At 61.9% G+C, this 24,892-nt stretch carries 23 protein-coding genes and 4 tRNA genes; 12 read left to right on the top strand and 15 right to left on the bottom strand.

Features of this window, described 5'->3' with window-relative positions:
- The first annotated feature begins 477 nt into the window (after window positions 1-477).
- Window positions 478-684: a hypothetical protein gene (locus DYI20_RS10985; RefSeq protein WP_110099992.1), complete on the top strand. Its 207-nt coding sequence runs from the start codon at window positions 478-480 to the stop codon at window positions 682-684.
- 154 nt (window positions 685-838) lie between these two features.
- Here DYI20_RS10985 and DYI20_RS10980 read toward each other — a convergent pair whose 3' ends face one another.
- From DYI20_RS10980 to DYI20_RS10965, 4 genes are all read right to left on the bottom strand, one after another.
- Window positions 839-1,831 carry a M23 family metallopeptidase gene (locus tag DYI20_RS10980; protein ID WP_110099991.1) on the bottom strand — a complete coding sequence of 331 codons (993 nt, stop codon included), beginning with the start codon at window positions 1,829-1,831 and terminating at the stop codon, window positions 839-841.
- A gap of 229 nt (window positions 1,832-2,060) precedes the next feature.
- A tRNA-Phe gene (locus DYI20_RS10975) sits at window positions 2,061-2,136 on the bottom strand.
- 61 nt (window positions 2,137-2,197) lie between these two features.
- A tRNA-Asp gene (locus DYI20_RS10970) sits at window positions 2,198-2,271 on the bottom strand.
- A gap of 72 nt (window positions 2,272-2,343) precedes the next feature.
- Window positions 2,344-2,416, bottom strand: a tRNA-Glu gene (locus DYI20_RS10965).
- Between the two features lie 47 nt (window positions 2,417-2,463).
- Here DYI20_RS10965 and DYI20_RS10960 point away from each other — a divergent pair.
- Window positions 2,464-2,859, top strand: a complete 396-nt coding sequence (locus DYI20_RS10960) for a metallopeptidase family protein (protein ID WP_110101581.1) — start codon at window positions 2,464-2,466, stop codon at window positions 2,857-2,859.
- 298 nt (window positions 2,860-3,157) lie between these two features.
- Window positions 3,158-4,786 (top strand): C40 family peptidase, encoded by a 1,629-nt coding sequence (locus DYI20_RS10955; protein ID WP_122549497.1) that lies wholly within the window; start codon window positions 3,158-3,160, stop codon window positions 4,784-4,786.
- A 138-nt stretch (window positions 4,787-4,924) separates the two neighbouring features.
- On the opposite strand, the gene DYI20_RS10950 is transcribed toward DYI20_RS10955, so the two are convergent.
- The 4 genes from DYI20_RS10950 to DYI20_RS10935 are packed head-to-tail and all read right to left on the bottom strand — an operon-like array spanning window position 4,925 to window position 7,833.
- Window positions 4,925-5,905 (bottom strand): universal stress protein, encoded by a 981-nt coding sequence (locus DYI20_RS10950; RefSeq protein WP_110101546.1) that lies wholly within the window; start codon window positions 5,903-5,905, stop codon window positions 4,925-4,927.
- On the bottom strand, window positions 5,898-6,848 hold the full coding sequence (locus DYI20_RS10945) for a spermidine synthase (protein ID WP_166769902.1): 951 nt from the start codon (window positions 6,846-6,848) through the stop codon (window positions 5,898-5,900). Before DYI20_RS10945 ends, DYI20_RS10950 begins: the two co-directional genes overlap by 8 nt.
- Window positions 6,841-7,446: a GNAT family N-acetyltransferase gene (locus DYI20_RS10940; RefSeq protein WP_110101547.1), complete on the bottom strand. Its 606-nt coding sequence runs from the start codon at window positions 7,444-7,446 to the stop codon at window positions 6,841-6,843. The genes DYI20_RS10945 and DYI20_RS10940 overlap by 8 nt, the downstream gene beginning before the upstream one ends.
- Complete coding sequence (locus tag DYI20_RS10935; RefSeq protein WP_110101582.1) at window positions 7,447-7,833, bottom strand: thiamine-binding protein; 387 nt, start codon at window positions 7,831-7,833, stop codon at window positions 7,447-7,449. It abuts the gene before it with no gap.
- A gap of 156 nt (window positions 7,834-7,989) precedes the next feature.
- On the opposite strand from DYI20_RS10935, the gene pta reads away from it, so the two are divergent.
- Genes pta through DYI20_RS10920 form a run of 3 tightly spaced genes read left to right on the top strand, consistent with a single transcriptional unit; the run spans window position 7,990 to window position 12,518 of the window.
- A complete protein-coding gene (pta, locus tag DYI20_RS10930; RefSeq protein ID WP_110101548.1) occupies window positions 7,990-10,053 on the top strand; it encodes a phosphate acetyltransferase in 2,064 nt (687 codons plus the stop codon).
- Window positions 10,054-10,086: 33 nt separating this feature from the next.
- Window positions 10,087-11,268, top strand: coding sequence for an acetate/propionate family kinase (locus DYI20_RS10925; RefSeq protein WP_110101549.1), 1,182 nt, complete (start codon window positions 10,087-10,089; stop codon window positions 11,266-11,268).
- Window positions 11,268-12,518: a DUF445 domain-containing protein gene (locus DYI20_RS10920; RefSeq protein ID WP_233242766.1), complete on the top strand. Its 1,251-nt coding sequence runs from the start codon at window positions 11,268-11,270 to the stop codon at window positions 12,516-12,518. The genes DYI20_RS10925 and DYI20_RS10920 overlap by 1 nt, the downstream gene beginning before the upstream one ends.
- Here DYI20_RS10920 and DYI20_RS10915 read toward each other — a convergent pair.
- From DYI20_RS10915 to DYI20_RS10895, 5 genes are all read right to left on the bottom strand, one after another.
- Entirely contained in the window at window positions 12,432-13,325 is an 894-nt protein-coding gene (locus DYI20_RS10915; protein ID WP_110122593.1) for a hypothetical protein, read from the bottom strand. The two genes, DYI20_RS10920 and DYI20_RS10915, sit on opposite strands and share 87 nt — an antisense overlap.
- Before the next feature lie 35 nt (window positions 13,326-13,360).
- Complete coding sequence (locus DYI20_RS10910; protein ID WP_146206716.1) at window positions 13,361-14,674, bottom strand: endonuclease/exonuclease/phosphatase family protein; 1,314 nt, start codon at window positions 14,672-14,674, stop codon at window positions 13,361-13,363.
- 167 nt (window positions 14,675-14,841) lie between these two features.
- Window positions 14,842-16,575 (bottom strand): HAD-IC family P-type ATPase, encoded by a 1,734-nt coding sequence (locus DYI20_RS10905; RefSeq protein WP_110101552.1) that lies wholly within the window; start codon window positions 16,573-16,575, stop codon window positions 14,842-14,844.
- On the bottom strand, window positions 16,568-18,460 hold the full coding sequence (locus DYI20_RS10900) for a hypothetical protein (RefSeq protein WP_122549496.1): 1,893 nt from the start codon (window positions 18,458-18,460) through the stop codon (window positions 16,568-16,570). Before DYI20_RS10900 ends, DYI20_RS10905 begins: the two co-directional genes overlap by 8 nt.
- A 45-nt stretch (window positions 18,461-18,505) precedes the next feature.
- On the bottom strand, window positions 18,506-19,435 hold the full coding sequence (locus DYI20_RS10895) for an EamA family transporter (protein ID WP_122549495.1): 930 nt from the start codon (window positions 19,433-19,435) through the stop codon (window positions 18,506-18,508).
- Window positions 19,436-19,600: 165 nt separating this feature from the next.
- Between DYI20_RS10895 and DYI20_RS10890 the strand changes: the two genes are divergently transcribed.
- Together DYI20_RS10890 and DYI20_RS10885 are read left to right on the top strand one after the other, a co-directional pair.
- The gene (locus DYI20_RS10890; protein ID WP_122549494.1) at window positions 19,601-20,335 is read left to right on the top strand and encodes an AzlC family ABC transporter permease; all 735 of its coding nucleotides are present in this window, start codon (window positions 19,601-19,603) and stop codon (window positions 20,333-20,335) included.
- A gap of 19 nt (window positions 20,336-20,354) precedes the next feature.
- Window positions 20,355-20,681 (top strand): branched-chain amino acid transporter permease, encoded by a 327-nt coding sequence (locus DYI20_RS10885; RefSeq protein WP_110101555.1) that lies wholly within the window; start codon window positions 20,355-20,357, stop codon window positions 20,679-20,681.
- Window positions 20,682-20,686: 5 nt separating this feature from the next.
- Here DYI20_RS10885 and DYI20_RS10880 read toward each other — a convergent pair whose 3' ends face one another.
- On the bottom strand, window positions 20,687-21,694 hold the full coding sequence (locus DYI20_RS10880; RefSeq protein ID WP_122549493.1) for a siderophore-interacting protein: 1,008 nt from the start codon (window positions 21,692-21,694) through the stop codon (window positions 20,687-20,689).
- Between the two features lie 62 nt (window positions 21,695-21,756).
- On the opposite strand from DYI20_RS10880, the gene DYI20_RS10875 reads away from it, so the two are divergent.
- On the top strand, window positions 21,757-22,092 hold the full coding sequence (locus DYI20_RS10875) for a CHY zinc finger protein (RefSeq protein ID WP_122549492.1): 336 nt from the start codon (window positions 21,757-21,759) through the stop codon (window positions 22,090-22,092).
- Between the two features lie 126 nt (window positions 22,093-22,218).
- Here DYI20_RS10875 and DYI20_RS10870 read toward each other — a convergent pair.
- Window positions 22,219-22,294: transfer RNA gene (locus DYI20_RS10870), tRNA-Lys, on the bottom strand.
- Between the two features lie 140 nt (window positions 22,295-22,434).
- Here DYI20_RS10870 and DYI20_RS10865 point away from each other — a divergent pair.
- The 3 genes from DYI20_RS10865 (at window position 22,435) to DYI20_RS10855 (ending at window position 24,783) form a co-directional block, all read left to right on the top strand.
- Complete coding sequence (locus DYI20_RS10865; RefSeq protein ID WP_208392210.1) at window positions 22,435-23,073, top strand: hypothetical protein; 639 nt, start codon at window positions 22,435-22,437, stop codon at window positions 23,071-23,073.
- 119 nt (window positions 23,074-23,192) lie between these two features.
- Window positions 23,193-23,756, top strand: coding sequence for a hypothetical protein (locus DYI20_RS10860; RefSeq protein WP_110122595.1), 564 nt, complete (start codon window positions 23,193-23,195; stop codon window positions 23,754-23,756).
- Between the two features lie 4 nt (window positions 23,757-23,760).
- A complete protein-coding gene (locus DYI20_RS10855; RefSeq protein WP_158278401.1) occupies window positions 23,761-24,783 on the top strand; it encodes an inorganic phosphate transporter in 1,023 nt (340 codons plus the stop codon).
- Window positions 24,784-24,892 lie beyond the last annotated feature (109 nt).

The raw sequence follows: 24,892 nt of genomic DNA, 5'->3' as shown, positions 1-24,892 counted from the left end.
GCCAGCTAACCCAAGTTTTCGCGCTCAAACTAGCTGAGGCACGACACTGCAGCCACGCGACCTCTCGCGCTCACGATCTGTGAGGCACGACTTACCCTTCGCGCTCAGTTTGACATGAGGCACTACGCCCCCCGCCCTCGCTTCGCCGTTTAACAAGCGAACCGTGGGCACGGGACCGGTGGCGAGCGCTGACTAGAGGGACATGCATTGGAAGGATCTCTAAATCGTTGCACGATCCGGTCACCACTCGTTCCTCTTGAAACGCGTGCAGTCCATCGACCTGGAACAGCCAGATGAGCTAGGCCCCTATGAACTGGATGTGCTCACCGCTCAACGCGAGAACGCCACCCGAGAGCTTCTGGAGGTATTCGAGCGTTTCCCTGCTCTGACCGTTGCCTCGGTGTCCTCGCGCAACTTACGATCGATTAACAAGATGGCAGGGCGAGATGCGTCCATGAGAAACAACGGGAGAAACGCTTGGAAGAAAAGAGCGAATCAACTCAGCAAAGCATCGGTCTGTTCATCCTGGCAGGCATCCACATGGTGGTTCTGATCGGGCTCCAGCTATCTGGTGCTCTCAGCGATATGATGGTGAGCGCTATTGCCTGGTTCGTTGGGATGATGGTGGCCACATGGTGCGTGCTCAAAGCAGTCATACCGTTGCTGAGTAGCACAGAACGCTGAGTTTTCCGAGGCCGACACCACGGCCCCGGAACTGACCACGAGGCGACCCCCCGTACAACGAGACCGCTACTGCGGCGGTCGTGATCGATGATCAACCGTTGATTTTGCGTATTTTGCGGGAATGCTCGATCGGCGATGGGTCGTGGAGGCCACCCTACCCGACCGAGCCGAATTCGACGACCTGAAAAATCTGCCCGTTTCGAGGCATCTCGGTCACGGCATTTGCCGCGCGGTCTTTAGCAAAGGGCTTCCATGCTGGATCCAGATCGCCCAGCTCAACACTCGACCAAACGAAGGGTAACCCCGCAGCCGCATCCACTGACCCCCGATCCATTAGTTGTACATGCAGGTGCGGCTCGGTGGTGTTTCCGGTATTGCCCACCTCGGCCAGCTGTTCCCCGGCTCTCACTCGCTGTCCCGGAACCACCACCACGGAGTCACGGCGCAAGTGCGCGTACGCTGCGAAGGTTCCGTCATCGTGTTGAACCACCACGCGATTGCCGAATATGGCTCGATATCCGCCAAAAAATTCGCTGGCCGGGCCCTCAAGAAGGAGCATCAAGGTCCGCCCGAGCCAGGTGTCGCGCGCCCGCTTGTCGCGTTGCCGATCAGCCGCCTGAAGCACTGTTCCATCCGCGATCGCGTACACGGGCTCACCGAAACAGGTGAACTCCTCGGGGCGCGTTCCACGTCCGACCAAACGTACATCGGCCGGGTTGATCGTTGTGGTCATGTCTTCGGCAACGGAGGGATGGACCAGATCCACGGCGCTGAATTGTCCACGTGTCGCCGTACCGTGACTGGGCAGTTGCTGACCGGGGCTATTGACTGCCAGCCACCGTCCGCGCACTGGAGGCTGAACCACAACGGGTGCACGAGCCGGCGTCACCGGGGCAATTCCGGCCAGCAGGCACCCGGTAAGAACCAGCATCATGACAGCGAGAACCCAGCCGAAACCGCCCGGTGGATTAAACAAGCCAGTCAGGTCAGCCACGATCAGTAGTAGCCCCGCTAGTATCAGCATCCGCCACAACGGACGCAGGGTGGACAGTATCCGACGCAGCCGGTGCACTGCTGGGGCACTGGCGCCCCTAGAATGGTGGTCCGCCTCGGTACCGTCTGTGCTGACGGCCTTACCCCGTTTCATCTCGACCAGCCCTCATTCTCTGTCGTGATGCGCGCCACTCTTCGACGAAGCCTACCATCAGGGTCCACCTGGCGACATCAGTCACGTTGCCCCGGGCCCGAGTGACAGCGATCAGCCAGAAACGGTCGAAACGCACCGTATGTGTTCCACCAGTTCCAATGCTGTGAGGGCGCGATGATCGATCCGAGATACGGGGTAAAAGCAAAACCCCCGCGCTAGGCGAGGGTTTTGGTGGCTCCGACCGGCGTCGATCCGGTGACCTTTCGATTTTCAGTCGAACGCTCTACCAACTGAGCTACAGAGCCTGTTGAGTGGTATTCACTCTTGGACAAAGAGCCTGTCCGATTGGACAGGCTCTCGCATCCGCGACCCTGACGGGACTTGAACCCGCGACCTCCGCCGTGACAGGGCGGCGCGCTAACCAACTGCGCTACAGGGCCATTGAACAGGAACCTACAGTATCAGAGATTTCCCACTCACTGAAATCGTGTCAATCAACAGTCTTTCAGTCGTACCCCCAACGGGATTCGAACCCGTGCCGCCGCCGTGAAAGGGCGGTGTCCTAGGCCGCTAGACGATGGGGGCCTGGCAAATTCGTGAGACTCCACAGATGTCCCGTGAACTTGACCTCCATGAGTTTACGACGAAAACTCTACAGTGTGCAAATCGAGCCATTATCTAACGCCGAATTCGACGCGATCGTTGAAGCTGCCCTCGAGGAGCTCCCTGAGCAAGTGCGCAATCTTTTGGATAACATCGTGATCTTTGTCGCCGACGAATACGAGCCACTCCCCGACGAAGAGCCACAGCCCGAACTCCTCGGACTCTATGAAGGGGTACCGCTCGATGAGCGTGGCGACGACCCACTGGGCATGCCTGACCATCTGACGATCTTCAAGAATCCGCTCGAGCGCATGGTCTCATCTTACGAAGAGCTCGCTCGGCAAATCCGCATCACCGTGATGCACGAAATCGCCCACTACTTCGGTATTAGCGACGAACAACTGCACGCCTGGGGCTGGGGATAGACCACTGCTCTACCCGTTTCTGCCTGGCGTGCAAAAGGTCACGAAACGATGCCAAAACCGCAGAAACTCGCGAATTCCACGGTCATTCAATCCTAAATTACACCGTTGTTATTTATGTTATTCCTGGGGTTCTTGTTGCATTTGTGACAATTGTGCAACTATTCTGGACCAAGAAGTTGGCATTTCTTCGGCGTGTCGTAGTGACAGATCCGAATCGTAATGATCTCGTGACGCAACGGTGAAGAAATGATCTCGACCTCACTGCCCGAATCACTTGCCAGAGAATGAGGACGTTGTCGTGAAATCTCGCCGTCTAATTGGGGTTACCGCCTCGGTGGCCATTGTCACCGCAACCGCAGTCGCCGCGGCCGCAGTACCAAATATGTTGGATGCTGACGCCTCTCGCCAGCATGACGCCGCTGATCTACCGAAAGTTCCGAGCTCGCAAGAGATCGACCAAGCCAAAACGTCAGATGCCAATCGGGATCAGATGCGCCAGCGACTCATCGATTCCATCTTGAAGACCTCCGAGCGATTCGCCGATATCGAGGCAGCCGCTCTGGAAGCTAATGAGAACGCCCGCTCGATGTCAGAAGCGGCGGCAGCTGCACGTCGTGACGCTGAAGATGCCCGAAAGGCTGCGGAAAATGCAGCTGAGCAAGCCTCAGACTCCGAAGAAGCTGTCGGCGCAGCCGCCGGTGAGATGTACCGCAACGGTAACGGTTCGGCGAGCGACCTGATGCTGGGCGATGAAGATAGCCTCAGCCAGCGTTCGACCGCCGAAAACCTCGCTAATCGTCAGGCTCGTGAAGGACAAGAAGCTGTCCGCCAAGCCAACGAAGCCGATAGTCTGCTGGCAAACGCCGAAGCCAAGGAAGCAGACGCCGAACAAAAGGCCGAAGAGGAAGCTCGTGCTCAGGCAGAACGTGAAGAGGAAGCCCGTCGCTACGAAGAAGAGCGCCAAGAGCTCGACAAACTTCGTTCTGATCTCATCAAGGCGTGGGCAGAGCTAGAGGGCATCCCAGAAGAAGAGGCTGCCGAAAGAATTGACGAGATCGAGGAAGAACAATGGGCCGCCGAGCTAGACCGTGTTCTGGGGCAAATCGACGCGCGGGAGACCGAGCAGAGTTCCCCCGCATCGACACAGCCGGCCGTTGAGGCCGAACCTACTCCGGTCACCGAAGAACCCACCCCGTCAGAGACCACGGAAGAACCGACGCCGTCGGCAACCCCGTCCGAGACCCCTAGCTCGGCTCCGGCTAGCCCGTCTCCCACGCAGACCTCTTCGGCACCGGCCAGCCCGTCGCCCACCCAGAGCTCTTCCGCACCGGCTAGCCCGTCTCCCACCCAGAGCTCTTCCGCACCGGCTAGCCCGTCTCCCACCCAGAGCTCCTCGGCACCGTCTCGGTCGGGCTCAGCTTCCTCCTCAAACGGTCGCGCGTCAAGCTCGCCGTCGCCGACGAAGTCTGCCCCGAAGAAGTCTCCGTCTAAGGCTCCGTCGAAATCCCCGTCCACCGGCACGGCAGGGTCCTCCTCGTCCTCCGGTTGGGCCAGCACTGCAATCCAGTTTGCCGTGGGTAAGGCCAATGACCCCAACACCTATTACTCCTGGGGCGGCAACGGCCCCCAAGGCTATGACTGCTCGGGTCTGACTGTGGCTGCGTTCAATGCCGCCGGAAAGTCGTTGCCCCGTAGCTCGAAGGCACAGTACGCTGCCGCCAAGCAGTACGTGCCACTGAGCCAGATGCAGCCCGGTGACCTGGTGTTCTGGTCCAATAATGGATCTGGGTCCGGTGTGTACCACGTGGCGATCTACATGGGTAATAACCAGATTGTCCACGCCCGCAACCCGCAGATGGGTATTTCAGTGACTGCCTTGAACTACGGCGGTATGCACAACATCCTGCCTCAAGCGGGACGCTACTAGATTCCCTCGGGGGTCCGGAGTCCGGGGAAGTTCTCCGGATCCTTGGGGGTTACTACCTCATCTCACACACCGCAGGGCGGTTGCCAGTCATGTGGCAACCGCCCTGTCAGACGTTAAAGGACTGGTAACGACAATATCTTAGGAATGATCCGGACGCTTGTCTTTGTGCTCATCCAGGGTGGGGCCAAAGTCGGTGCGGTCTTCCAACCGAGGATCGTCGTAGGCCGGCACCACCAGCACCGGCCCCTTGGCGTGAGAGACGATGCCTTGAGAGGTCGAACCCAGCAGTGCCCCGGTGAAGCCACCCAGTCCACGAGTTCCGACGACGACCAGGCGGGCGGTTTCTGATTCTTTGACCATCACATCAACCGGAACGCCGTCGACGACTTCCGCTTCAATCCGTAACTGCGGGAAATGGTGTTGCAACCAGTTGCGACCGTACTCCATTTTTTCGCGAAGCTCTTCGAGGAGAGCGTTTTCATCCACGGGAGCAGGCAACCATTCCACGGCCGGAGAAACCGGGGCCATGGCGGTGACTAACCGCACCCAGGTTCCACGATTCATGGCTTCCTCGCCGGCGCGGAGCATGGCCAGTCGTGCCTGCCTCGACCCGTCGGCACCAACCACCACCGGTGCATCAGTTCCGGCGCGGGATTCTTCAGCACCTTTCGGCACCAACGCGACCGGGCACTTAGCGCGTGCCGGGAGCCCACGCGACACCGATCCCACCAGCAGACCGAGGAAACCGCCTCGACCGCGGGGGCCGGCAACCAGCAGGTCGGCGTGTTCGGAGTAATCGACCAGCACCGTGGCGGGATCGCCGAGCTCAGTGGCTGCTCGGATCTCCACATCGGTGGGTCCGAGCTTTTCGGCGGTTGCTTCTAAAATCTTGCGCGCGGAATCGGCCAGCGCGTTATCGTGTTCGGATCCGCCTGCGGAATCCATCACCATCGACGGAAACATTGGCAAGCTATAGACGGAGATGAGCGTCAGTGGGCGGTGAGTGCGTTCTGCTTCCCGCAACGCCCAGGTGGCAGCGGCCAGTGACCGCTTCGAGCCGTCAACTCCGACCACCACGCCATGAGTTTTTCCCTGATATGCAGTGTTCTGGTCACTCATGATTGTCACCCTTCTCTTGATCCCCACAGCGTCTGCCTGTGGTTAACTCCAGCTTACTGACTTTGGTCCGCAACGGGGCCGTACGCGGTGCCGCACCGGCGCAAAAGTCATCCAGTTCTCGGGCCTTCCAGCGCAGGTGGGCCGGCAGTGGATCTGCCAATACCGCGCGCTGGAGTCCAGACAGCCCGCCGAGTGCCTCTTGCGGGATCTCGGCGTTGCTGGCAGCAAAGATCATGTTCCCGCGCCGGCGAGATTTGAACATACTCGGATCGGATATCAGGATCACCTCCGAGAACACCTCTCGGAGTGTCGCCACTTCACTCCGGGCATCGGCTAGTCCGGTTGGGCCTGCGTAGTTAATGAGGTACACGCCGTCGGGACCGAGAATGCGTGCTGCTTCTTCGGTGGCTTCCAGCCCGGTGAGATGTTCGGGCGTGACCTGGTGACCGGTGTCCTGATCCTGGGCAAACACATCGCGGAAGATCACGTCCCGCGACCCCGTAGCACCGGTGGCTAACACCTCGCCCGCCTCAGCGGCCCGGATCGTCAACCGCGGTGCTCGCGGCAGGCCACAGTGTTCTCGGACCAGGTTTACCAGGGTCGCATCATCATCCACCGCTGTTTGGCGCGAGTCCGGATAAACCGCGGCCGCCCACCGGGCCATGGTGCAACCGCCAGCGCCCAAGTGCAGAAACCGTAACCGGGTGTCAGTCGAAAACCGGTGGGTGATCACCGCGGCCGCCCACCGCATGTACTCAAAGCCCAGCTCGGTGGGATGGTCCACATTGATCTGCGAGGATTCAGCACCATTAATCATTAACAGCCAGGCGCCAGCCGTGAAGGGGTCCTCGGTGATCACCGCGACTCCGCTGTCGATCTGGTAGTGGCCGGGGGTGATATCGGCCGGTGATGTTTTCTGCGAGCGCCCGCCTCGTTTAGCCATCAGCACCCCTGACCATGAGTTGTTCGGTCATTCCGGCCCAGTCTCCCTCGGTGACCGTTACCGGCTCCCCCACCGGACGATACCCCAGAGCCCTAAAGAACTCGTGGTCACGCCACACCCTGGCCACGCTGGGTCGCGGGCCGAGCGCGGTTTGTACCAGCGCGGTGCCCAACCCGCGACGCCGGGATTCGGCCAGCACATAAACGCCCCGAACTTCTCGCACCGGCCAGGCGCCCGGGTTTTCGTCCAGTTCCGGTAGTTCACCCTGATCTGCCAGGCGTTGGCACCACGTGCGAGTGGTGTCAGCCAGCTCGTCCACGGTGGCGACACCCTGCACCCGGTCGCGGAGGTCTTCGGCCAAAAACAACCGCGGGTCATCGGCTGTTGCTCGAGCGCGACGTCGCCAGAAAGCCACCTGGCCCTCAGCGCTGGCATAGGCCTTGGCACTGAATGTAGCGCCCAATACCGGGGTATATATCTCGTCCCACACCGCAAGTTTGACCGGAATGACCCGCTCAACGTCGGCCTCAGCCGCCGAGCGCACGTAGTAGCGTGCCCCGGTCTCGGTGCGTGCTGATCGGTGGAAGAACCGTTTCATCTACTCGGTAGTGCCCTGTGCACTCGAGTGGTGCGCACTCTCACCCCGCGACTGCAGGAGGTGTTCCAGCCGGTTCAGTTTGCCATCGAGCTCACCGGTGAATCCGGGGCGGATATCGGCCTTCATCACCAAGGAGATCCGAGAGCCGTAGGGTTCCAGGGCGGTCACGCAGTCTTTAATAACCCCCATGACCTCATCCCATTCACCTTCGATCTCGGTGAACATCGAGGAGGTGCGGTAGGGCAATCCGGAGGCGCGCACCACGGCGATGGCCTCAGCCACAGCATGCGAGACCGACCCGGCAGCGGTGGCTTCCGGAGACCCGGAGGCAGCATCGGCACCCAGCGATCCGGTGCCGGAGGTTGTGATCGAAAATGCAATAATCATGGTTCCAGTCTGCCCCACAACCCCAGGTTTTCTCATCTCTAACGTTAGAAGCCTCACGTGAGCACTGTGTACCAGCCCCTTAGGCGTGGGCGGTGTTGTCGATATAGTTAGAAGTGACCCACACCAATCTCCGTTTCACCGGTCGAGAGGATGCGTATGTCCCAAGGCTTGTTCATTTCCACCACCACCGCCGGCACCGGAAAATCTCTGGTCAGCCTCGGGGTGGCCGACTCCATCTATAAGCGCACCGGCTCACTAGGCTACTTCCGCCCCATCTCCCCAGACCCACAGCGGGACCCCATGGTGCACCTGATGCGCGAGAATTTTGATCTCAGTGAAGAACAAGCCCGGGCCGGTTTGAGCTCGGCTGAAGTCCGTGAGCTGGTCGCCACCGGAGAAGAAGACGAGATCTTCGCTCGGTGCGTCGATATTTTCGAGCAAATCTCCGCCGACGTGGTCGTGGTCGAAGGCACCGATTTCGTGGAGGCCGACTCCGCCCTCGAACTCGAACTGAACTCCCGGCTGGCACTGAACCTCAACATCCCGGTGCTGGCCGTGGTCTCTGGCGCCGACTTGAGCCCGGAGGGCGTCTCCAGTGCGGTGGAGCTCACCCGGACCACCATCAACGAGTCTGGCGCCGAGCCCATGGCGGTGATCGTCAACCGCGCCAACCCCGACCAACTGGAAGCCATCGAGTCCTCGCTCCGTCCGGGGAAGTCCCAGGCCAAGGTCTACCTCGTCCCGGAGCTTCCCGAACTCACGTTGCCCTCGATCGCTGAGATCGCCCAGGCGTTAAACCTCGAGCACATTAGCGGGTCTGATCAGTTCCAGCGCGATGTTTCCGAGGTCAAAGCCGTCTCGATGGAAGGCGGCAACTTCTTGAGCATTCTCAACGAGGGCGCTTTGGTGATCGTTTCCGGGGACCGCTCCGATGCCATTCTGGCGACCATGGCCTCCGCGCTGGTACCCGAATTCCCGGTCCCCTCGGGCATGATCCTGACCAACTCGATGTTGCCACGGGCTGAGATCCAGAAGATGTACGCCAACGCGCCCTTCCCGATCTTTGCCTCCTTCGGCGACACATTCAGCACCACCACCGCGGTCTCCCGGGTCCGCGCCGAGCTTTCCAGCGCCCAGCCGCGCAAAATCGCTGCCGCCCTGGGGGCGTGGCACGAACGCGTCGATGGTGACGAGTTGCTGGAGCGACTGGAATTGACCAACTCCTCGGCAATGACCCCGGTGCGGTTCTTGCACCAGCTGATCTCACGGGCCGTGGCCGACCGCAAACGCATCGTGTTGCCGGAAGGACACGATCCCCGCATTCTGCGTGCCGCTGAGATCCTGCACCGTCGCAATGTGTGTGATCTGGTGATCCTCGGCGATGTCGACCAGATCCAGGAATTGGCCGCCACCGAGGGCGTGGACCTGCATGAGATTACGCTGATCGACCCGACCGAATCCCCGGACCGGCAACGCTATGCCGAAGAATACGCGCGCCTGCGGGCCCACAAGGGCGTAGATCTCGACCGTGCCCAGGAAGTTATGCTCGATGGCGCCTATTTCGGCACCATGATGGTTCACCTCGACGAGGTCGACGGCATGGTCTCCGGTGCGGCCAACACCACCGCCCACACCATCCGTCCGGCCTTGGAATTCATCAAGACCCGCCCCGAGGTCTCAATCGTCTCCTCGGTATTCTTCATGTTGTTGCCCGACCGGGCGCTAGTTTACGGCGACTGCGCGGTCAATCCCACTCCGAACGCCGAACAGCTGGCCGATATTGCCATCGCTTCGGCGACCACCGCCGAGCAATTCTCGGTTCAGCCCCGGGTGGCGATGCTGTCCTACTCCACCGGCACCTCCGGATCCGGTGAGGCCGTGGATAAAGTCCGTGAGGCCACTGATCTGGTCCACGCCCATGCTCCCCACCTGAAGGTCGACGGCCCGCTGCAGTACGATGCTGCGGTCTCGGCCTCGGTGGCGGCCTCCAAGATGCCGGATTCGGATGTGGCCGGTCAGGCCACGGTGTTCATCTTCCCGGATCTGAACACCGGGAATAACACCTATAAGGCCGTCCAACAGTCCTCCGGTGCCGTGGCGGTCGGCCCGGTACTGCAAGGCCTGAATAAGCCGGTCAACGACCTCTCCCGCGGCACCACCGTGGAGGACATTGTCAACACCGTCGCTATCACCGCCGTGCAAGCACAGGCTCGCGACTAACTCATCCCGCGCCCGATAGGAGAAGACCCCACCATGCTGATTTTGGTTATTAACTCTGGCTCATCCTCCCTGAAATACCAGGTCCGTGAACTCGATGAGTCCGGCGCGGATACCGAGAAGCCGGTGCTGGCCGAGGGCATTATTGAACGGATCGGCCAGCCCGATTCCGAAATTTCCGATCATGCTCAGGCGTTGGATATCGTCTCGGGACAGCTCGAGGACGTCCTCGACGGTCGCACCATCGATGCCGCCGGTCACCGTGTGGTCCACGGTGGTGAGCGTTTCCAGGCCCCGGCTCTGGTCACCAACGAGGTCATCCGCGCCATTGATGCCCTCGCCCCGCTGGCTCCGCTGCACAATCCGCCCTCGGCAGCCGGACTGCGCGCAATGCGGGAAAAGTGGCCGGATATCCCGCAGGTCGTGGTCTTCGACACCTCCTTCCACACCTCGATGCCAGCCGAGGCCTGGCGGTATGCGGTCCCGGAATCCTGGTACACCGATTACGGTATTCGTCGCTACGGGTTCCACGGCACCAGTCACGATCTGGTCACCGGCCTGACCGCCGAGCTGATCGGGGTGCCCCGCCACAACTTCAACGGCATTATTCTGCACCTGGGCAATGGTGCCTCGGCCACCGCGATCCGTGGGGGCCGATCAGTGGATACCTCCATGGGCTACACGCCCCTGGCCGGTCTGGTGATGGGAACCCGCTCCGGCGATCTCGACCCCTCGATCGTGACTCACCTGATGACCTCCCATGGCTTTACCGCCCAGGAAGTCGACCGGGTACTCAATAACGAATCCGGACTGTACGGGATCAGCGGCCACACCGATATGCGCGAAGTGCTCCACGCCGCCGATGCCGGTCACCGTGGCTCCCAGGCCGCCCTGGATGTGGCCAGCTATCGGTTGGCCAAGTACATCGGTGGCTATCACATCGCCGTCGGTGGCGCCCAGGCGATCACCTTCACCGCCGGCATTGGTGAAAACTCCGCCCCGTTCCGGGCCCGCGTGCTGGACCGGCTGGAAGTGTTGGGCATTACCTACGATCACGAGCTGAATCTGGTCACCGGTTCCGAACCGCGGCTGATCTCGGCCGAGGATTCGGCAATCAAGGTCGCGGTGATCCCCACCAATGAGGAAATGGCGATCGCCCAAAAGACCTACCAGGTCGTCGACGCAGCACAGGCCTGGGGTCAGGGTCCCGGGTTCTAGTGGCGGGAGTCACCGAAGCCGACCGTCGGGCCGGATTGCGCCGGATGAAACTGGTGGCCACCAGTGTGCTGGTCGTGTTAGCGATCGTGTTCGTGATCGCCTTCATCCTGCAAGAACGCCACCCGGCCTTCAGCTATGTGCGCGCTGCGGCTGAGGGAGGCATGGTGGGCGCGTTGGCCGACTGGTTTGCGGTCACCGCGCTCTTTCGGCGTCCGATGGGGCTACCGATCCCCCATACCGCGATCATTCCGCGCAAAAAGGACCAGCTGGCCGTTTCGCTGGGTACTTTCTTTCAGCAGAACTTTCTGGAATCCGAGGTGATGACCGAAAAGCTGGCCAACCTGCGCCCGGCCCGCAAGGTCGGCGCCTGGCTGGCCGAGCCCGATCACGCCCGCGATGTGGGCACCCAGCTGGCTGAGATCGCGGTGGGCACGCTGCGGGCCACCGATGACACCAAGGTGCGAGAACTGATCGCGGATCTGGTGCGCGATCACATGATTGCTCCTCAGTGGTCGCCGACCTTGGGATCGGTGCTCGAGGAAGTCGTCTCTGCAAACCACCACCAGCCCGCCGTGGAACTGGTGGCCTCTCGGGCCGCCGACTGGGTGGCAGAGAATCCGCAGTTCTTTATTGATGCCGTCGCGGACCGTTCCCCCGGCTGGGTACCACGCGTGGTCGACCGGCTACTCGGCGAGCGCATTCACCGTGAACTGTTGGGGTATCTCCGCTCGGTGGTGGCCTCTCAGAACCACCAGCTTCGCCAGCAGGTCACCGGCTGGCTGGAACAGCTCGCCCAGGACATGCAACACGATGACCAGGTGCGGGCCAAGGTCGAGAACCTGAAAGCCGGAGTGTTCGCGGACCCGAATGTCGCCCAACTGGCCTCGCACACCTGGGTGACCGCCAAACAGGCGCTCCTGGATCAGCTGGCCGATCCCGACTCGGATCTGCATCGGGCACTGGTGCAAGCGGTGGCCGATTTTGGGCACCGGATGGAAACCGATGAGCATCTGGCCACCACGCTGGATCAGTGGGCGGTACAGGCCGCCCAGACCGCGGCCGAGCGGTATGGACCCCAGCTGGTGGATGTCATTCAGGAGACCATCCGCCGCTGGGATGGGCGCCAAGCCGCCGACACCATGGAGCTCTATGCGGGCAAGGACCTACAGTTCATCCGCATTAACGGCTCGATCATCGGCGCGCTGGCCGGATTGGTCATCTTTACCCTGGCCACCGCGCTTTTTGGCTAGCTTCTTGTCGACCGGCAACGCCAGCGGGTGTTCCCAGGCCTGCAGCTGATGCCAGCTCGGCATGGGCCCGAAGAGTAGCTGGGCATGACGGGCGACGCGGATAGCCAGCTTGCGGTTGCCCAGCCCGCCGATCACGGCGCCAATGCCGAAGGGCACCAGCCGTCCCAACAGGTGTGAGGACTGGGATTTCGCCGTCCAGGAGAAGAAGGATTTCTGCAACCGGTTGAAGAGTCCCTCGGTGAGCCCTGACAGGCTGGTGACGATCCAGGAGGCCGAGGCCATCCCGCTCAGTCCGGCGTCGATCTCCGGAGATTGCTGGTGCAGGGAGGCGGCCAAAATGCGGCGGCCGTCGTCGCCGAGCATGATCGCCATCACCAGTGCTTGACCGCGCTGATCATCGCCGGTCGGCACACCGTTGAGCTCGGCAATGGATTGGGCGTATAGTCCGGTGAGCTCAATGAAGCCCAGCGCACCGGCTGCGGAGATGCCCAGGGTAGCCAGGGTCCCGATACCAGGGATGACGCCGGCTCCCCCGGCAGCTGCTCCGGTAGTGGTCAGTGACCGCAGGTACAACACGGTGATTTTATCGGCCAGTTCGGCCGGGGTGGCCTCGGGGTACCGGCGACGCAATCGGCGCAGATTGGCTAGCACCACCGGACGTTGGACGGTCAGGGCTGAGAGCACAGCGCGCTGAAAACCCGGGGTGGGATTGCCCTGACGGTCCACGGCGCGATGGACCGCGGAAGTGAGAGCCTTCTCGGAGAGGAATGTAGTGCCGACGGTGCGCGCGGTGCGGGACTTGATCATTCTTGTAGCTTACCGACTGTCGGTAACGGTGAAAACTAGGGCTGGGGGTTGATATCGGCCCAGACGAGGCGATGATCGGTGGCTGCCGGCTGACGGGACAGTTTCGAGAGCAGACCGGACAACGAGGCGGTACCACCGACCAGTTCAGCCCCGTCCTGCCCGGAGGCCGGCCAGTAGACGCCGGAATTTGTCACGGGGAGTTCTTCCGAAGGCAGAATGTAATCGGTGCGTGCCGATCGGGGATCGCCCGGCGCAGGGTCCGGATTCAACCACGTGTGCGTGGCGACATCTTCGGTGGCCTGTTGGGAATCCCGGGAGGAGGTGGGTTCCGGGTCCGTCACACGGTCGACGTCCAGCAACTGGGACATCGTCTCAGAATCTTCGGCTCGAGACTCTGCAGTTCCGGGGGTCAGCTGACCGGCCACCACGAAGCGCGCGCCGTCATCGAGCCCACCGGAGGTTCCCTCATCGTCGGTGATGTAGTCCTGATCGTCTGCACCAGCACCGTCGTTGGCACCATCAGCTTGCTCATCGGGCTGTTCGTCACCGACGTAATCAGCCCAGAAGCCGACCTGATCGTCCTGACGGTAGGCATGCGTCTCGGAGCGACTGGCCTCGGCGCTAGCAGAGGCTAGCACGTGTAGCGGACGCCCGTGCACACTGATCGGTACATCCCAGGCGCCCACCGATGTTAAGGGCACGAGATCTTTTTCGTTCTCGCTGTAACCGGTCTGAGCAATTTTCGAGTCGGGAACCTCAGTCCAGGACAAGTTATTAAACGTGCGAATATTGTCGGTGTCGATCGGGTACTGGGAGTAGATGACCATCCCGCCCTGGCCGGGGTACTCACCATGGCCCAACGCGTCGCCGGGGCCACCAATAGTGCCGTCCTGATCCAAATCTGCGCCCGAGTCTACGCCGGAGTTCACCGGCCCGGCATAGCTATAGGGGTAGTCGATGCCATCGTACTCGCCGGAGCCCACTGCGAGATAATTGGTACTAAAGGCCTCCGCATTGGCCTGATCGGCATCGGTATCAAAACCGGTCACGACTATGACTTCGGGGCGGACTCGCTGAATAATCTGAGCCACCTGGGAGGCATCCCGATCCCCGGGCGTGGACAGCCGTTCGGTGAGCTCACCCGAGGAGGAGCCCACCAGATTCACATCAAAGGTTGCCACCCGCACATCGGAGGAATCCTGGGCCGGAACATATCCGGTACCTAGATCTTCGGCCTCGAGCGTCTGATAGTACGCGGACGCGGGCACGCCAACAGACAGAGTCAGCCCAGCCGCTACGACAGCGGCGCTGATGACTCTGCCGAGTTTGGTGGCGTGATGGGTAGGCACCATTTCAGTCTACGGACCCACCAGGAGCGTGCAAGGGGCAGTGATGAAGTTGTGACCTGCCGTTAATCCTGTGACAATTCAGGTAATTTGGCAGTACGAGATACCTGGGGCACTGTCACGCCGATGCACTGACCCTCGATACACCTATTATGATCCACAACACTTCTTTAGCGTCTTGTGGTTCCGGAATATTGTGACCAATTTGTGATCTTTAAGCTACGACGCGAGACCCAGACGGAATATGCCACATAGACCACCGTGATCACCGGAAGTGGCACCAACCCGCTCACGGCCCCCAGCAGACACAGCGCCACACCCACGATCGTCGCCGTGAGATTCCGCAGGGTCCGTTGGTGGATGGCGCGCGCCATGCGGATCAGGGTGGGGACCAATCGCAGGTTGCTGGGCCCCAGGTGAATATCAATGCCCTCAGACACCGGGGCGTGGGGATCGGGGCGAATCGGGTCGGTGGCGACATCGAGTCCTACTTCGGCTGCCCGCAGGGCCGGCGCATCGGTCACCGACGCTGCGATCATCCCGGTGCGGGCGTGTTCGCGCAGGGCCGCAATCGTGACGGCTTTTTCTTCGGGGCGTTGCTGGGCACGAACGTCGGTGATTCCGGCGGCACTGGCCAGTTGTTGGGCCGCCCGTTGGTTATCGGCGGTGAGCACCGTAAGCTGACAGCCCAGCTCGTGCAGTTCGGCCACAGTTTCCGGTACGTCCTCGCGCAACGTGTCGGTCAGGGCGATCACCCCGATCGGGCGTTGGTCGGCCGAGACCACCGCGACGGTGTAATTGGCGTGTTGCAGTCGGTCGATCTCGGTCCCGAGCGCGCCGGCGCGCACCCAGCGTGGTGAGGAGATCTGAACGAAGACTGAGGAGCCCTCCGGGGTGGTCACGCTCCCGGCAATACTGCGGCCGGGGTGCTCGACCACCTCTGTAGCCGGCCAGAGCTCGGGCTGGGCGGTGCTGGGTAGAGCAGAGCTGGTCTGACGGAAGTGGGTCACAATGCTGGCACCGCGGGGGTGCACGGAGTGTTGTTCCACCGCGGCAGCCAGCGCCAGCACTCGGTCCGCCTCGGCCCGGTCGGAGCCGACGACCTCCACCACGGTGGGTTCCAGTGAGGTCAGCGCACCGGTTTTATCCAACCCCAGGTTACGGATGGTGGCCAGCGAGGTCACGGCCGCCTGATAGCGAACCAGGACCTCGGCTTCGGCGGCCCGGGCCATGAAGGTCAGGGCGGGAAGCCAGCTGGCAGCGGTGATCGCCGCCGGGGACAGCACCAGGAGCACGACGCTGGCCACCGGAGCCCAAAAGGTGGGGTGTTCAATCCAGAATCCCCACAGCACGATGACGACTGCCAACATCACGGCCACCCGACGGGCGCGTTCGGCCCATCGGTCGACTCGTCGCACCACGCGGGAACGTTTAAGCTGTGCCCGAGTGACCACCGTGTGATCCGGACCCGGGGATTCAAGGTCCGCAAGGCGTTGGAAGTGCACCAGCACGTGGTCCCACCGACGTAAGAGAAAGGTCCGGACCACCAAATAGCCGGCAGTCAGCCAGACCGCACCCACCGGCTCACCGGCGGCAGCGCAGAGGATGACCGCCAGGGCTGCCAGCACATCGTCGGTAAGTCGCCCCACCACACCATGGGCGGCAGCTGAGACCGCAAAACGGGTCGCGGCCAGCAAGATGCCGGCCACCGAGGCCACGATGCTGGCCACGTTCCACCCGGACGCTGCGGTGACTTCGGCCATCAGCTGGCTCACGCCGGCCAGCACCGCAAGTGCGACGGTGATGATCGCGATGATCACTGCGGGGTCCTTCAGTGGCCGGCGGGAGGTGAGCTCGCCGGGAGTTTCGAGTGCTTCCGGCACCAACTGCGGAGACTTAGCCACGATCGTCGCCCTTCTCGTCGTCGAACTGCTCGAGCCGCGCGGGGTCGGGTAGTGAAGTGTCGGGATATTGTTCGTCCGGATAGGGCCGTTGCACGAACGGTGTGGTGATGCCTGCATTGGTCGGCCCGGCCGTATTCGCTGCTGCCATCAGCGGTGGACCCGGATCCAACATGGGGCGGGTTTCAGCCGCTCGGCGGGCGCGACGTGACCGGATGATGGTGATGATCAGTGGCAGAATCGCCACCACCAGCACCAGGATCGCAATCACCACCAGCAACGTCGCCCCCAGGACTGTGGGACCGGTCAGCCCGGCGGTGAAGGTCAGCGCCTGGTCACCGGTCAGCTCGATCTCGGCCCCCTGTTCGGACCCCTGGTCATCAACGGTCACGCTACGGTGCATCCACGGCAGGCGCACCGTGTGAGTCACGGGCTGTTCGACCCCGGCCGGAATGCTGCCCAGTACTGGGCGGAGGTCTGCGCGCAGCGTGTAGTTGGGCCAGATCAGCCCGGCGTCGTTCTGGCGGGACAGGTGGGCACCCGGGGCAATCTCTTCGATCCGTTCCGACAGCTGTGCGGCGTCGGATCCGGCGAGGCTAAAGCTCAGCAGGGTCTGGCCGTCTCGGTGTTCTTCGTCCAGCGCCACGGCTTCCAGGGCCTCTTTCAGGTGTTGGACCCCGGAGTCGCTGGGGTCCTCGACCAAGGTGAGCTCGTAGCGCTGGTCCACCGACCCGGTGAAGCCCAGTGCGGTCTCCACGTGGAGGGATTCCACGATGCGTTCCCGCAGATAGACCTGGGTAAAGTCTCCCGACAGCTCGGTGCTGCTGGCTGAGGTGGAGGTATCGGACTGTAGCCGGTAGTCGGCCGGTAGCCGTAGCGAGAACGTCACCGCGTTCTCGGAGGCCTGACACGTACTACCGCACTGGATATTCTGGCCGGTCACGGTGAATTCGGAATGGTTGTCATCCACTGCCTGGTCGCTGACCTGCAGACTCAGCTCGGTATTACCCACGAACTGTGCCACCAACTCACCGGCGGTCGACAAGTCCGCGGCGGTGAAACGTAGCTGGTCGTGGCCGTGTTCGAGATGCACATCAGAGACCCCGTCCATGGCGAGCCGCTCGGGCGCTTGGTCGAGGAACTCAGCGCGTCGCTGGTCGCCGGTTTCTCCCCCGGAGCCGCCGTGCAGCCGGATCTCACCGACGATGGGTCCGGATTCGGTCACCGTCAGATCCACCTCGACCCGGTCATAGCCGAAGGACTCTTCCCCGCTGACCTGCAGGCGTTGGTCATCCTCGGAAGCGTACTGCTCCCCGTCAATCACCAGCTCATTGGTGGCCCCATTTTGCAACCCGTCGGCGAGTTGTTGGCGTTGCGAGCCGGTCACCACGCCATCGGCTTCCAGCCCAGCCGGTAGCCAGCCAAGCAGATCCGCGACCGTAAAGGGCTCGTTGATGTCCCAGGTGTCGGTGAGCGTGCCGTGAGAGATCTCGGCCTCGATCTCGGTGCTACCGGCGTAGTCAGAGGCGTGCAGGAGCTGGTTGACCTGGCCTTGATAGTCATCCAGGGAAGCGAACTCCAGGCGGAATTCTGCCACCGCATTCGTGCCAGTGTTGTGGGCAATCCCGTCAAAGATCAGCGGGTCGGGGCGATGGGTCTCAATACTATCTTCGATGACCTGTCGTTGATTCGGGTCGGTCTCGTCAAACACCTCGTCCGGAATCTCGACCTGGAGGATGCGCTGACCGCTCCCGTCCTGACGATACTCCAGCTGGGATTCAACACTAACCCCGCAGGCAGAAAGCACCACCGTGAACAGCGTCATCACGGCCACCAGTACCCACACAGCGCCGCGACGGTAGCGGGCAGGTGGCAAAGTGGCAGTCATAACGATCTTTCGATGGGCACAGTCACGGCATACTCCAGCACTAGTCTAGGCTGTTTCACCACCGCGATGGCGCGATACCGGTTTCTCCTCATCGAAGGACTCCGGGCGGGGCCGGGCCTGACTGCGGGTAATGCCGACACTGGCGATGATCACCAGCCCGAAGGTCGCTGCGCGCAACCAGCCGAAGGTTTGGTCCAGCATGAACCAACCGATCACCGCAGCCACCACCGGCTCCAGGCTAAGCAAGATCGAGAACACCGGCGTCGGGATCCGTCGCAGGGCGGCCAATTCCAGCGAATAGGGCACCACCGAGGACAACAGTGCCGTACCGAGCACCAACAGCCACAGCTCCGGGCGAACCGCGGTTTCGGCGACTCCGGGCGCACCCGGAATCAACACCACCAGCGCACCGATCCCCATCGCCACGGCCAGGCCTCCGCCACCGGGCACCAGTTGGCCGGTGCGGGCCGAGAAAATAATGTAAAACGCCCAGAATCCACCGGCGATCAACGCGAAGGCCACCCCGAGCGGGTCGAAGCTTGCCGCACCAAAACTGGACTCCACCCCGAGCAGCACCATGCCCAAGGCTGCGGCACCAACAAAGATCAAGTCGCGACGGGCCCGCGACATGATGGCTGACAGCACCAGGGGGCCGGTGAATTCCAAGGCCACGGCCACACCCAGCGGGATTTTATCGATCGCGGAGTAAAAGAAGCCGTTCATCCCGCCTAGGGCGAGCCCAAACCAGATCACCGAGGTCCACTGCGTCTTCGTCCACCCCCAGAACCGAGGGCGCAAGACCAGCAACAGAATGACACAGGCCAGCGCCAAGCGAAGGGTGGTCGTGCCCCAGGAGCCGATCGCAGGGAACAGTTGCATCGCCACGGTGGCACCGAACTGCAGGGAGGAGCACGACCCCAACACCATGAGGATCCCCGAGGGACGAACAGCGTCATTGCGTGGGGAGACGGGCACGGTCGATTTCCTCCTTCGGTGTGAGCCTGCGGCGTCATAGGTGCGTCTCGAATCTATCGAAGCCCTCGCACGAGCGCGAAACCACCCCGCTAGATGACCTATTATGTCCCCTTGCCTACCCGGGAACGGTGGTATCGGATGTGGTCAATGTGACACGATATTGGAATGAGCACCACCGGCCATGAATCCACTGACTCGAACCCGAGCACCGGGGCTGAGATCAGCCAGGGCGCCCGACTCTCGGTGGCGGTTGGCTTCGGCCTGTTTCCGCTGGGCATGGCCTTCGGGTTACTCGTGACCCAATCCGGTCTGGCTGCCTGGGTCGCCCCCGCGCTGTCGCTGACCGGATACGCCGGGTCGCTGGAATTTCTCATGATCGAGATGCTGGTCAACACCACCGCACTGCTCACCGTGGGGCTGACCACCCTGTTCGTCAACTTTCGGCACGTGTTCTACGCCTTTTCCTTCCCACTGCACGTGGTGAAAAATCCGGTGGCCAAGATCTATGCCATGTATGCGATGACCGATGAGGCCTACGCCATCACCGTCGCCCATCCCACCGGATGGACCGGGCCGCGACTGATCGCTCTGGAAGTATGCCTGCAGATCTATTGGGTTGTCGGTGGGCTCACCGGGGCGTTGTTGGGTGCTCTGATTCCCGGCCAGATCGCCGGGCTCGACTTCGCGCTGTGTGCGCTGTTCATCACGCTCACCTTGGATGCGGTGCGCTCAACCGCCCAGGTGCCCTCACTGTTACTGGCCGGGACCTCCTTCGCCGTCGCGATGCTGATCACCCCCGACCAGATGCTGTTCACGGCTCTGATCACGTTCATGGTGCTACTGATCATCCGCTACCTAGTCGCAAAAACCCGACGAGGTGACCGCTTTGTTAGCCAGTAACCTCCTTACCGGCGAGGCGATGCCACCGACCGGATACCTCATCGGGCTCCTCGTGGTGATCTTGGCGATCACGTTCACCCTGCGGGCGCTGCCTTTCGCATTGCTGAGGCCACTGCGCAATTCCCAGCTGGTGGCGATCATGGCCCTGTGGATGCCGGCCGGCATCTTGCTGATTCTGGCCTTGTCCATCTTCACCGGAACCATCACCGATGACCCGGCGCGCTGGTGGAAACCCACCATCGCAGCTGGGGTAACGGTGGCCTCCCACCTGCTTTTTGGGCGTAAGACCCTGATCTCGATCGCGTGCGGGACCATCAGCTACGTGCTGTTGGTCAACTTTGTCTAGCAGGTTCAACTCTCCGCTCGTCCGCGACGCCAATAGCCCATAAAGGCCACCGAACGTCGGTCAATGCCCAGCTCAGTGACCAGCTGACGTCTGATCGTGGTGATGGTGCCGGCTTCACCGGCCAACCAGACGTAGAGTGGGGTATATTTCAGCGCCGCCCCACCCCTGGCGGTACGCGGTACCACCCATACCACCGGCTCATCACCAGTGAGCTCGTCCGCGTCGTCAACGATGTCTGAAGTGGTCAGTTCCTCCGCCGTCCGGTCCCCGGTCTGCTCTACCAGCTCGCGAGCTACCGCCACCGTCTTATCAGACAGCGAAGACCCGGCCGGTTGCTCTTCCGCCACAGTGACGAGGTGCACCTGAAATCCGGGGTGACAGGTTACACACCGCGCATCCTCGGGATGCGGGACCTGCACCACGACGGTACCGCGCGCGTGAGACGGTAGGTCCTCCAGAATGCGAGCAATGGCCGGAACCGCGGTCTCATCCCCGGCGATCAGATACCGGTCGGTTTGGGCCGGCGGCACAAAATCCATGCCGGTCAATGGCCCCGGGTGATCGGTATTCGGCCCCAGCAATACCACCGGGTCCCCCACCGCCACGTCACGGACCCAGCGGGCGGCTGGCCCGAGCGGATCGTGATAGACCATGTCCACATCCACCACGACCTCACCCGTGGTGGCATCGCGGTGGACCGCACGGGTGGTGTAGGTGCGCATCGTCGGACGATGGTCCGGATCAAGGTGGTGCCAGGCGGCAAACCACCCCTGGCCGGTGGGAATCGTTGCCAAGGACTCTCGGGGATCTGCCACCCCTTCTTGCGGGAAGAAAATCTTGATCCGCTGGTCAAAACCGGGGTCGCCATACTCGGCTAGCCGATACCCCCCGGCCAGTGCCCTCGGATCCGTATCAGCGCTGAAACTAACGCGCACAAACGACGGACTGAGTCGAGCGACACCGGAGACGACCACCGGAAAGAACACCGTCACAGACTGGGGCGAGTTGGTCATGCTCACAAGATTTACCCGCTGGCACGTTGACCCTGCAAGAGTCTGGCCCCTAGGGTCAGAACATGGCCTGTGATCCCCGTGAGCACATCCGCGGTCCGGTGGTCGACGAACAAACCCGGTGCGTGCACTATCACACCGACCTCGACATCATCGCACTACGCTTCGGGTGCTGCGACGAGGCCTTCTGGCCGTGCTTTCAGTGCCACGACGACACCGTTGATCACGTCCGGCAACCGTGGCCGCGCAACCGTTTCGACGAACCTGCCGTACTGTGCGGTGTCTGCGCGAAGCTGATGACCGTCGCGCAATATACCGAAGCCAGCCGCTGTCCGGACTGTGGGTCGCTGTTCAACCCGGGTTGCGCCTCGCACTATGCGGTGTATTTCGACGGGTTTTAAGGTACCCATCATTCGTCACCGGCGGGCCACTTCACTCCCAAGCATGCCGGTCACGGTGCCTGAGTTTGCTGAGGACATGCGGTTCCGGGGAGCCACCCCTCTTGTTGTGGCATTCGGTGCCGAGGTTGGTGGGCCCTGAGGGGATCGAACCCTCGACCTGCGGATTAAAAGTCCGATGCTCTACCAACTGAGCTAAAGGCCCGGGTCTTGGATAAGACCGAAGAATAGTCTAACGCAAAGTGTCTGGAAGTTTTAAACTGGTTTCGGCGTTGCACTCTCGGTAAGGCCCTTGACTGCCCTCCGATAGTTTCGTCAATCTGATCGAAAGGATGGATCGCTACGGTGTCATTCCATAAACCCGTGTTGTATTCGCCAGAGATATTTGACCGGATTCACGCTGGCCCGGATGCCGAACAGGTGGCTGAAGCCGCCGAGTCCCTCGCCCACGCGCTGGTGACCGGCGGGCAAGACACGGACGCCGACGACGACCAGTCAGTGGAGAACCTGGTGGATCTGGTCGATGAGGTGGGCATGGATACCCTGGCCCAGCTCTGGTCGGATGCTCCGGCTCATACCCTGGGTGGCACACTGTGGCGACTCTATGCTCTGCAGCAAGGCACCCAGCAACACGGGGAACAATGGGCCGCCTGGTACCGCGCGGGCTATCAGGCCCAGGTCTCCCGGGTGATTGCCGGTGCCGTGGAACCACCCACGGCTCAGGACCTCTCGACGCTGACCTCCCAGATTTTGACCGGGGTGTATTCCGGCGACTTTGCCGTCGCCCTCAACCGTGCAGCCGCCTACGCACGCATTATTAGTTTGGGCATGGCACACCACGCCGAGCACCTCGATGCCGGCCACCCGGCCCAGGCCCGAGCGATGGTGCAACGCTCACGCAGAATGCTCACCACCGCCGAACAACTCGACGCCTCGGCCTCACTGTATCGAGCCGGCGCCTTCGACGATGATGACCGCTCGTAGCGTCATGACCGCCTCACAATAAGCTTGTTTACCTTCACAGGGTATCCTCAGCCGACATGAAGCCTTCTCTCACTCGGCTGCTCTCTCCTCAATCCGCGGCACTGGACCATCTCGAGTCCATGGCCGACGCCTTTGAACAGTCGGTGGATGTATTAGCTCAGCTCTTCGGGGCCAGCCACGACGCCGCCGAAGAGCTCGATACCCAGCTCGGAGCCCTCGACTCACGGGCCACCTCCCTTCATATGGCCCTGTTGACCAGCTTGCGCTCCGCGTTCGTCACACCGTTGCCCCGCCAAGACCTGTACCTGATCTCTAACGGCCTCAACAGAGCCATCGAACGCACCTGCCTGGTTGGATCGATCATTCATCAGTCGCGGTCCTACCGTCTGCCGACCGCCGCCATGGATGTCCTCGAAATCTTGGACCGCCAATCCGACTTGCTCAAAGCAGCCATGGCACAACTGACGGATTTTGATCAGCTCGAGGTCACCTGGATTCAACTGGAGCGCCTCGGCCACCGTGCCGAACGAGTGCTACTGAGCTGGCGACTCCAAGATGCCTCCGAATTGCTGGCGCGGCATTACTACCGTCAACGCGAAGTAGCCCTGGGACTGGGCGATGCCTTCGAAGCAGTGCGTCAGGTCATCGTCGCACTCGGCCAAGTTTTGGTTCGGGAGTCCTAAACCCTTGAGTCCCGATACCGTTTTCTTTCTCATCCTCGTGTCCCTACTGGGTGCGAGTTTCCTGGTCATGCTCTCCGGCCACGACAATTCCAATGCCATTGCCCTGCCGGTACGCTCCGGGGCCCTAACCCCCTTCCGTGCGCTACTACTCACCGCAGCGATGCGTGTCATCGGCGTGATTCTCGGGGCCTTACTGATCGACTTCGCGGTGGAAGAATTCTGTGTCCACTTCCCCGAAGGCCCGCTGGGGTTGCTCGGCATTGCCGCTGCACTGGCGACCGCTTTAGCGTGGGGCATTTTGACCTGGTCTCGTGGCGTCCCATCCTCCTCATCCCACGCACTCACCGCCGGACTCCTCGGCGCCGGACTCGCCATGGTGCTCACCGGCAACCATGACATCCCCTGGTTAGCCATGGGACCGACCACCTGGGCGTTACTAGTCTCACTGGTTGCTTCACCGCTGGCCGGTGGCCTCTTGGCCTGGGTACTGACGTTTCCGGCCTTATGGTTGGCCCGCGACGTGAATCCGTCCACCGTCAATCCCCGCGCACGGATGACTCTGGCGGTCACCGGCGCGGCCAACGCACTGGGTCACGGGATCCAATACGGAGCCCGGATCTACGCCATCACAGTGGTGGCTCTCCCCCTGGCTGGGCTACAGGTGGGCACCACGTGGTGGATTCCCGTTGCCACCGCGGTCTGCATGGTCGCTGGCACCTTCCTGGGAGGTTGGCGTATCGCCCATACGCTCACCGAGCGTCTGGTCACCATTGACCCGTTGCGTTCCTCGATCGCCTCACTAACCTCCGCGGCACTGCTGATCGGTGGTGCCTTCGGCCTGCAACTACCACTGTCATCCTCACTCACCACCGCCGGTGCCGTTGTCGGTGCCGGCCACAACCAACGCCACCATTCGGTCCGTTGGCCTCAAGCCGGTCGCATCGGGATCTACTACGTCCTGACGGTCGTGCTCTGTGGCGCCACCGCCTTACTGGTCACCGCAGGTTTCTCCCCACTGTGGGACTAAGAACCACAGCAGTATTGGACAACCCTTGGGCCGAAGGGGCAGAATGTTAACTAGATGTCGGGTCGCGGTAACCCCCGGGCTCCAAACATTTTGCCGCTTCGAGCGGCCA

The sequence above is a fragment of the Auritidibacter ignavus genome, assembly GCF_003703835.1.
Lineage (GTDB): Bacteria > Actinomycetota > Actinomycetes > Actinomycetales > Micrococcaceae > Auritidibacter > Auritidibacter ignavus.
This window is presented reverse-complemented; position numbering and strand designations above follow the sequence as displayed.

What these genes read in the sequence shown, in the direction of transcription:
- DYI20_RS10980 (WP_110099991.1), bottom strand. Translation starts at nt 1,831, where the DNA reads ATGAAACGGGGTAAGGCCGTCAGCACAGACGGTACCGAGGCGGACCAC.
- DYI20_RS10860 (WP_110122595.1), top strand. Translation starts at nt 23,193, where the DNA reads ATGGCCGACGCCTTTGAACAGTCGGTGGATGTATTAGCTCAGCTCTTC.
- DYI20_RS10880 (WP_122549493.1), bottom strand. Translation starts at nt 21,694, where the DNA reads ATGACCAACTCGCCCCAGTCTGTGACGGTGTTCTTTCCGGTGGTCGTC.
- pta (WP_110101548.1), top strand. Translation starts at nt 7,990, where the DNA reads ATGTCCCAAGGCTTGTTCATTTCCACCACCACCGCCGGCACCGGAAAA.
- DYI20_RS10940 (WP_110101547.1), bottom strand. Translation starts at nt 7,446, where the DNA reads ATGAAACGGTTCTTCCACCGATCAGCACGCACCGAGACCGGGGCACGC.
- DYI20_RS10875 (WP_122549492.1), top strand. Translation starts at nt 21,757, where the DNA reads ATGGCCTGTGATCCCCGTGAGCACATCCGCGGTCCGGTGGTCGACGAA.
- DYI20_RS10890 (WP_122549494.1), top strand. Translation starts at nt 19,601, where the DNA reads ATGAGCACCACCGGCCATGAATCCACTGACTCGAACCCGAGCACCGGG.
- DYI20_RS10935 (WP_110101582.1), bottom strand. Translation starts at nt 7,833, where the DNA reads ATGATTATTGCATTTTCGATCACAACCTCCGGCACCGGATCGCTGGGT.
- DYI20_RS10915 (WP_110122593.1), bottom strand. Translation starts at nt 13,325, where the DNA reads ATGATCAAGTCCCGCACCGCGCGCACCGTCGGCACTACATTCCTCTCC.
- DYI20_RS10885 (WP_110101555.1), top strand. Translation starts at nt 20,355, where the DNA reads ATGCCACCGACCGGATACCTCATCGGGCTCCTCGTGGTGATCTTGGCG.
- DYI20_RS10900 (WP_122549496.1), bottom strand. Translation starts at nt 18,460, where the DNA reads ATGACTGCCACTTTGCCACCTGCCCGCTACCGTCGCGGCGCTGTGTGG.
- DYI20_RS10945 (WP_166769902.1), bottom strand. Translation starts at nt 6,848, where the DNA reads ATGGCTAAACGAGGCGGGCGCTCGCAGAAAACATCACCGGCCGATATC.
- DYI20_RS10950 (WP_110101546.1), bottom strand. Translation starts at nt 5,905, where the DNA reads ATGAGTGACCAGAACACTGCATATCAGGGAAAAACTCATGGCGTGGTG.
- DYI20_RS10960 (WP_110101581.1), top strand. Translation starts at nt 2,464, where the DNA reads ATGAGTTTACGACGAAAACTCTACAGTGTGCAAATCGAGCCATTATCT.
- DYI20_RS10925 (WP_110101549.1), top strand. Translation starts at nt 10,087, where the DNA reads ATGCTGATTTTGGTTATTAACTCTGGCTCATCCTCCCTGAAATACCAG.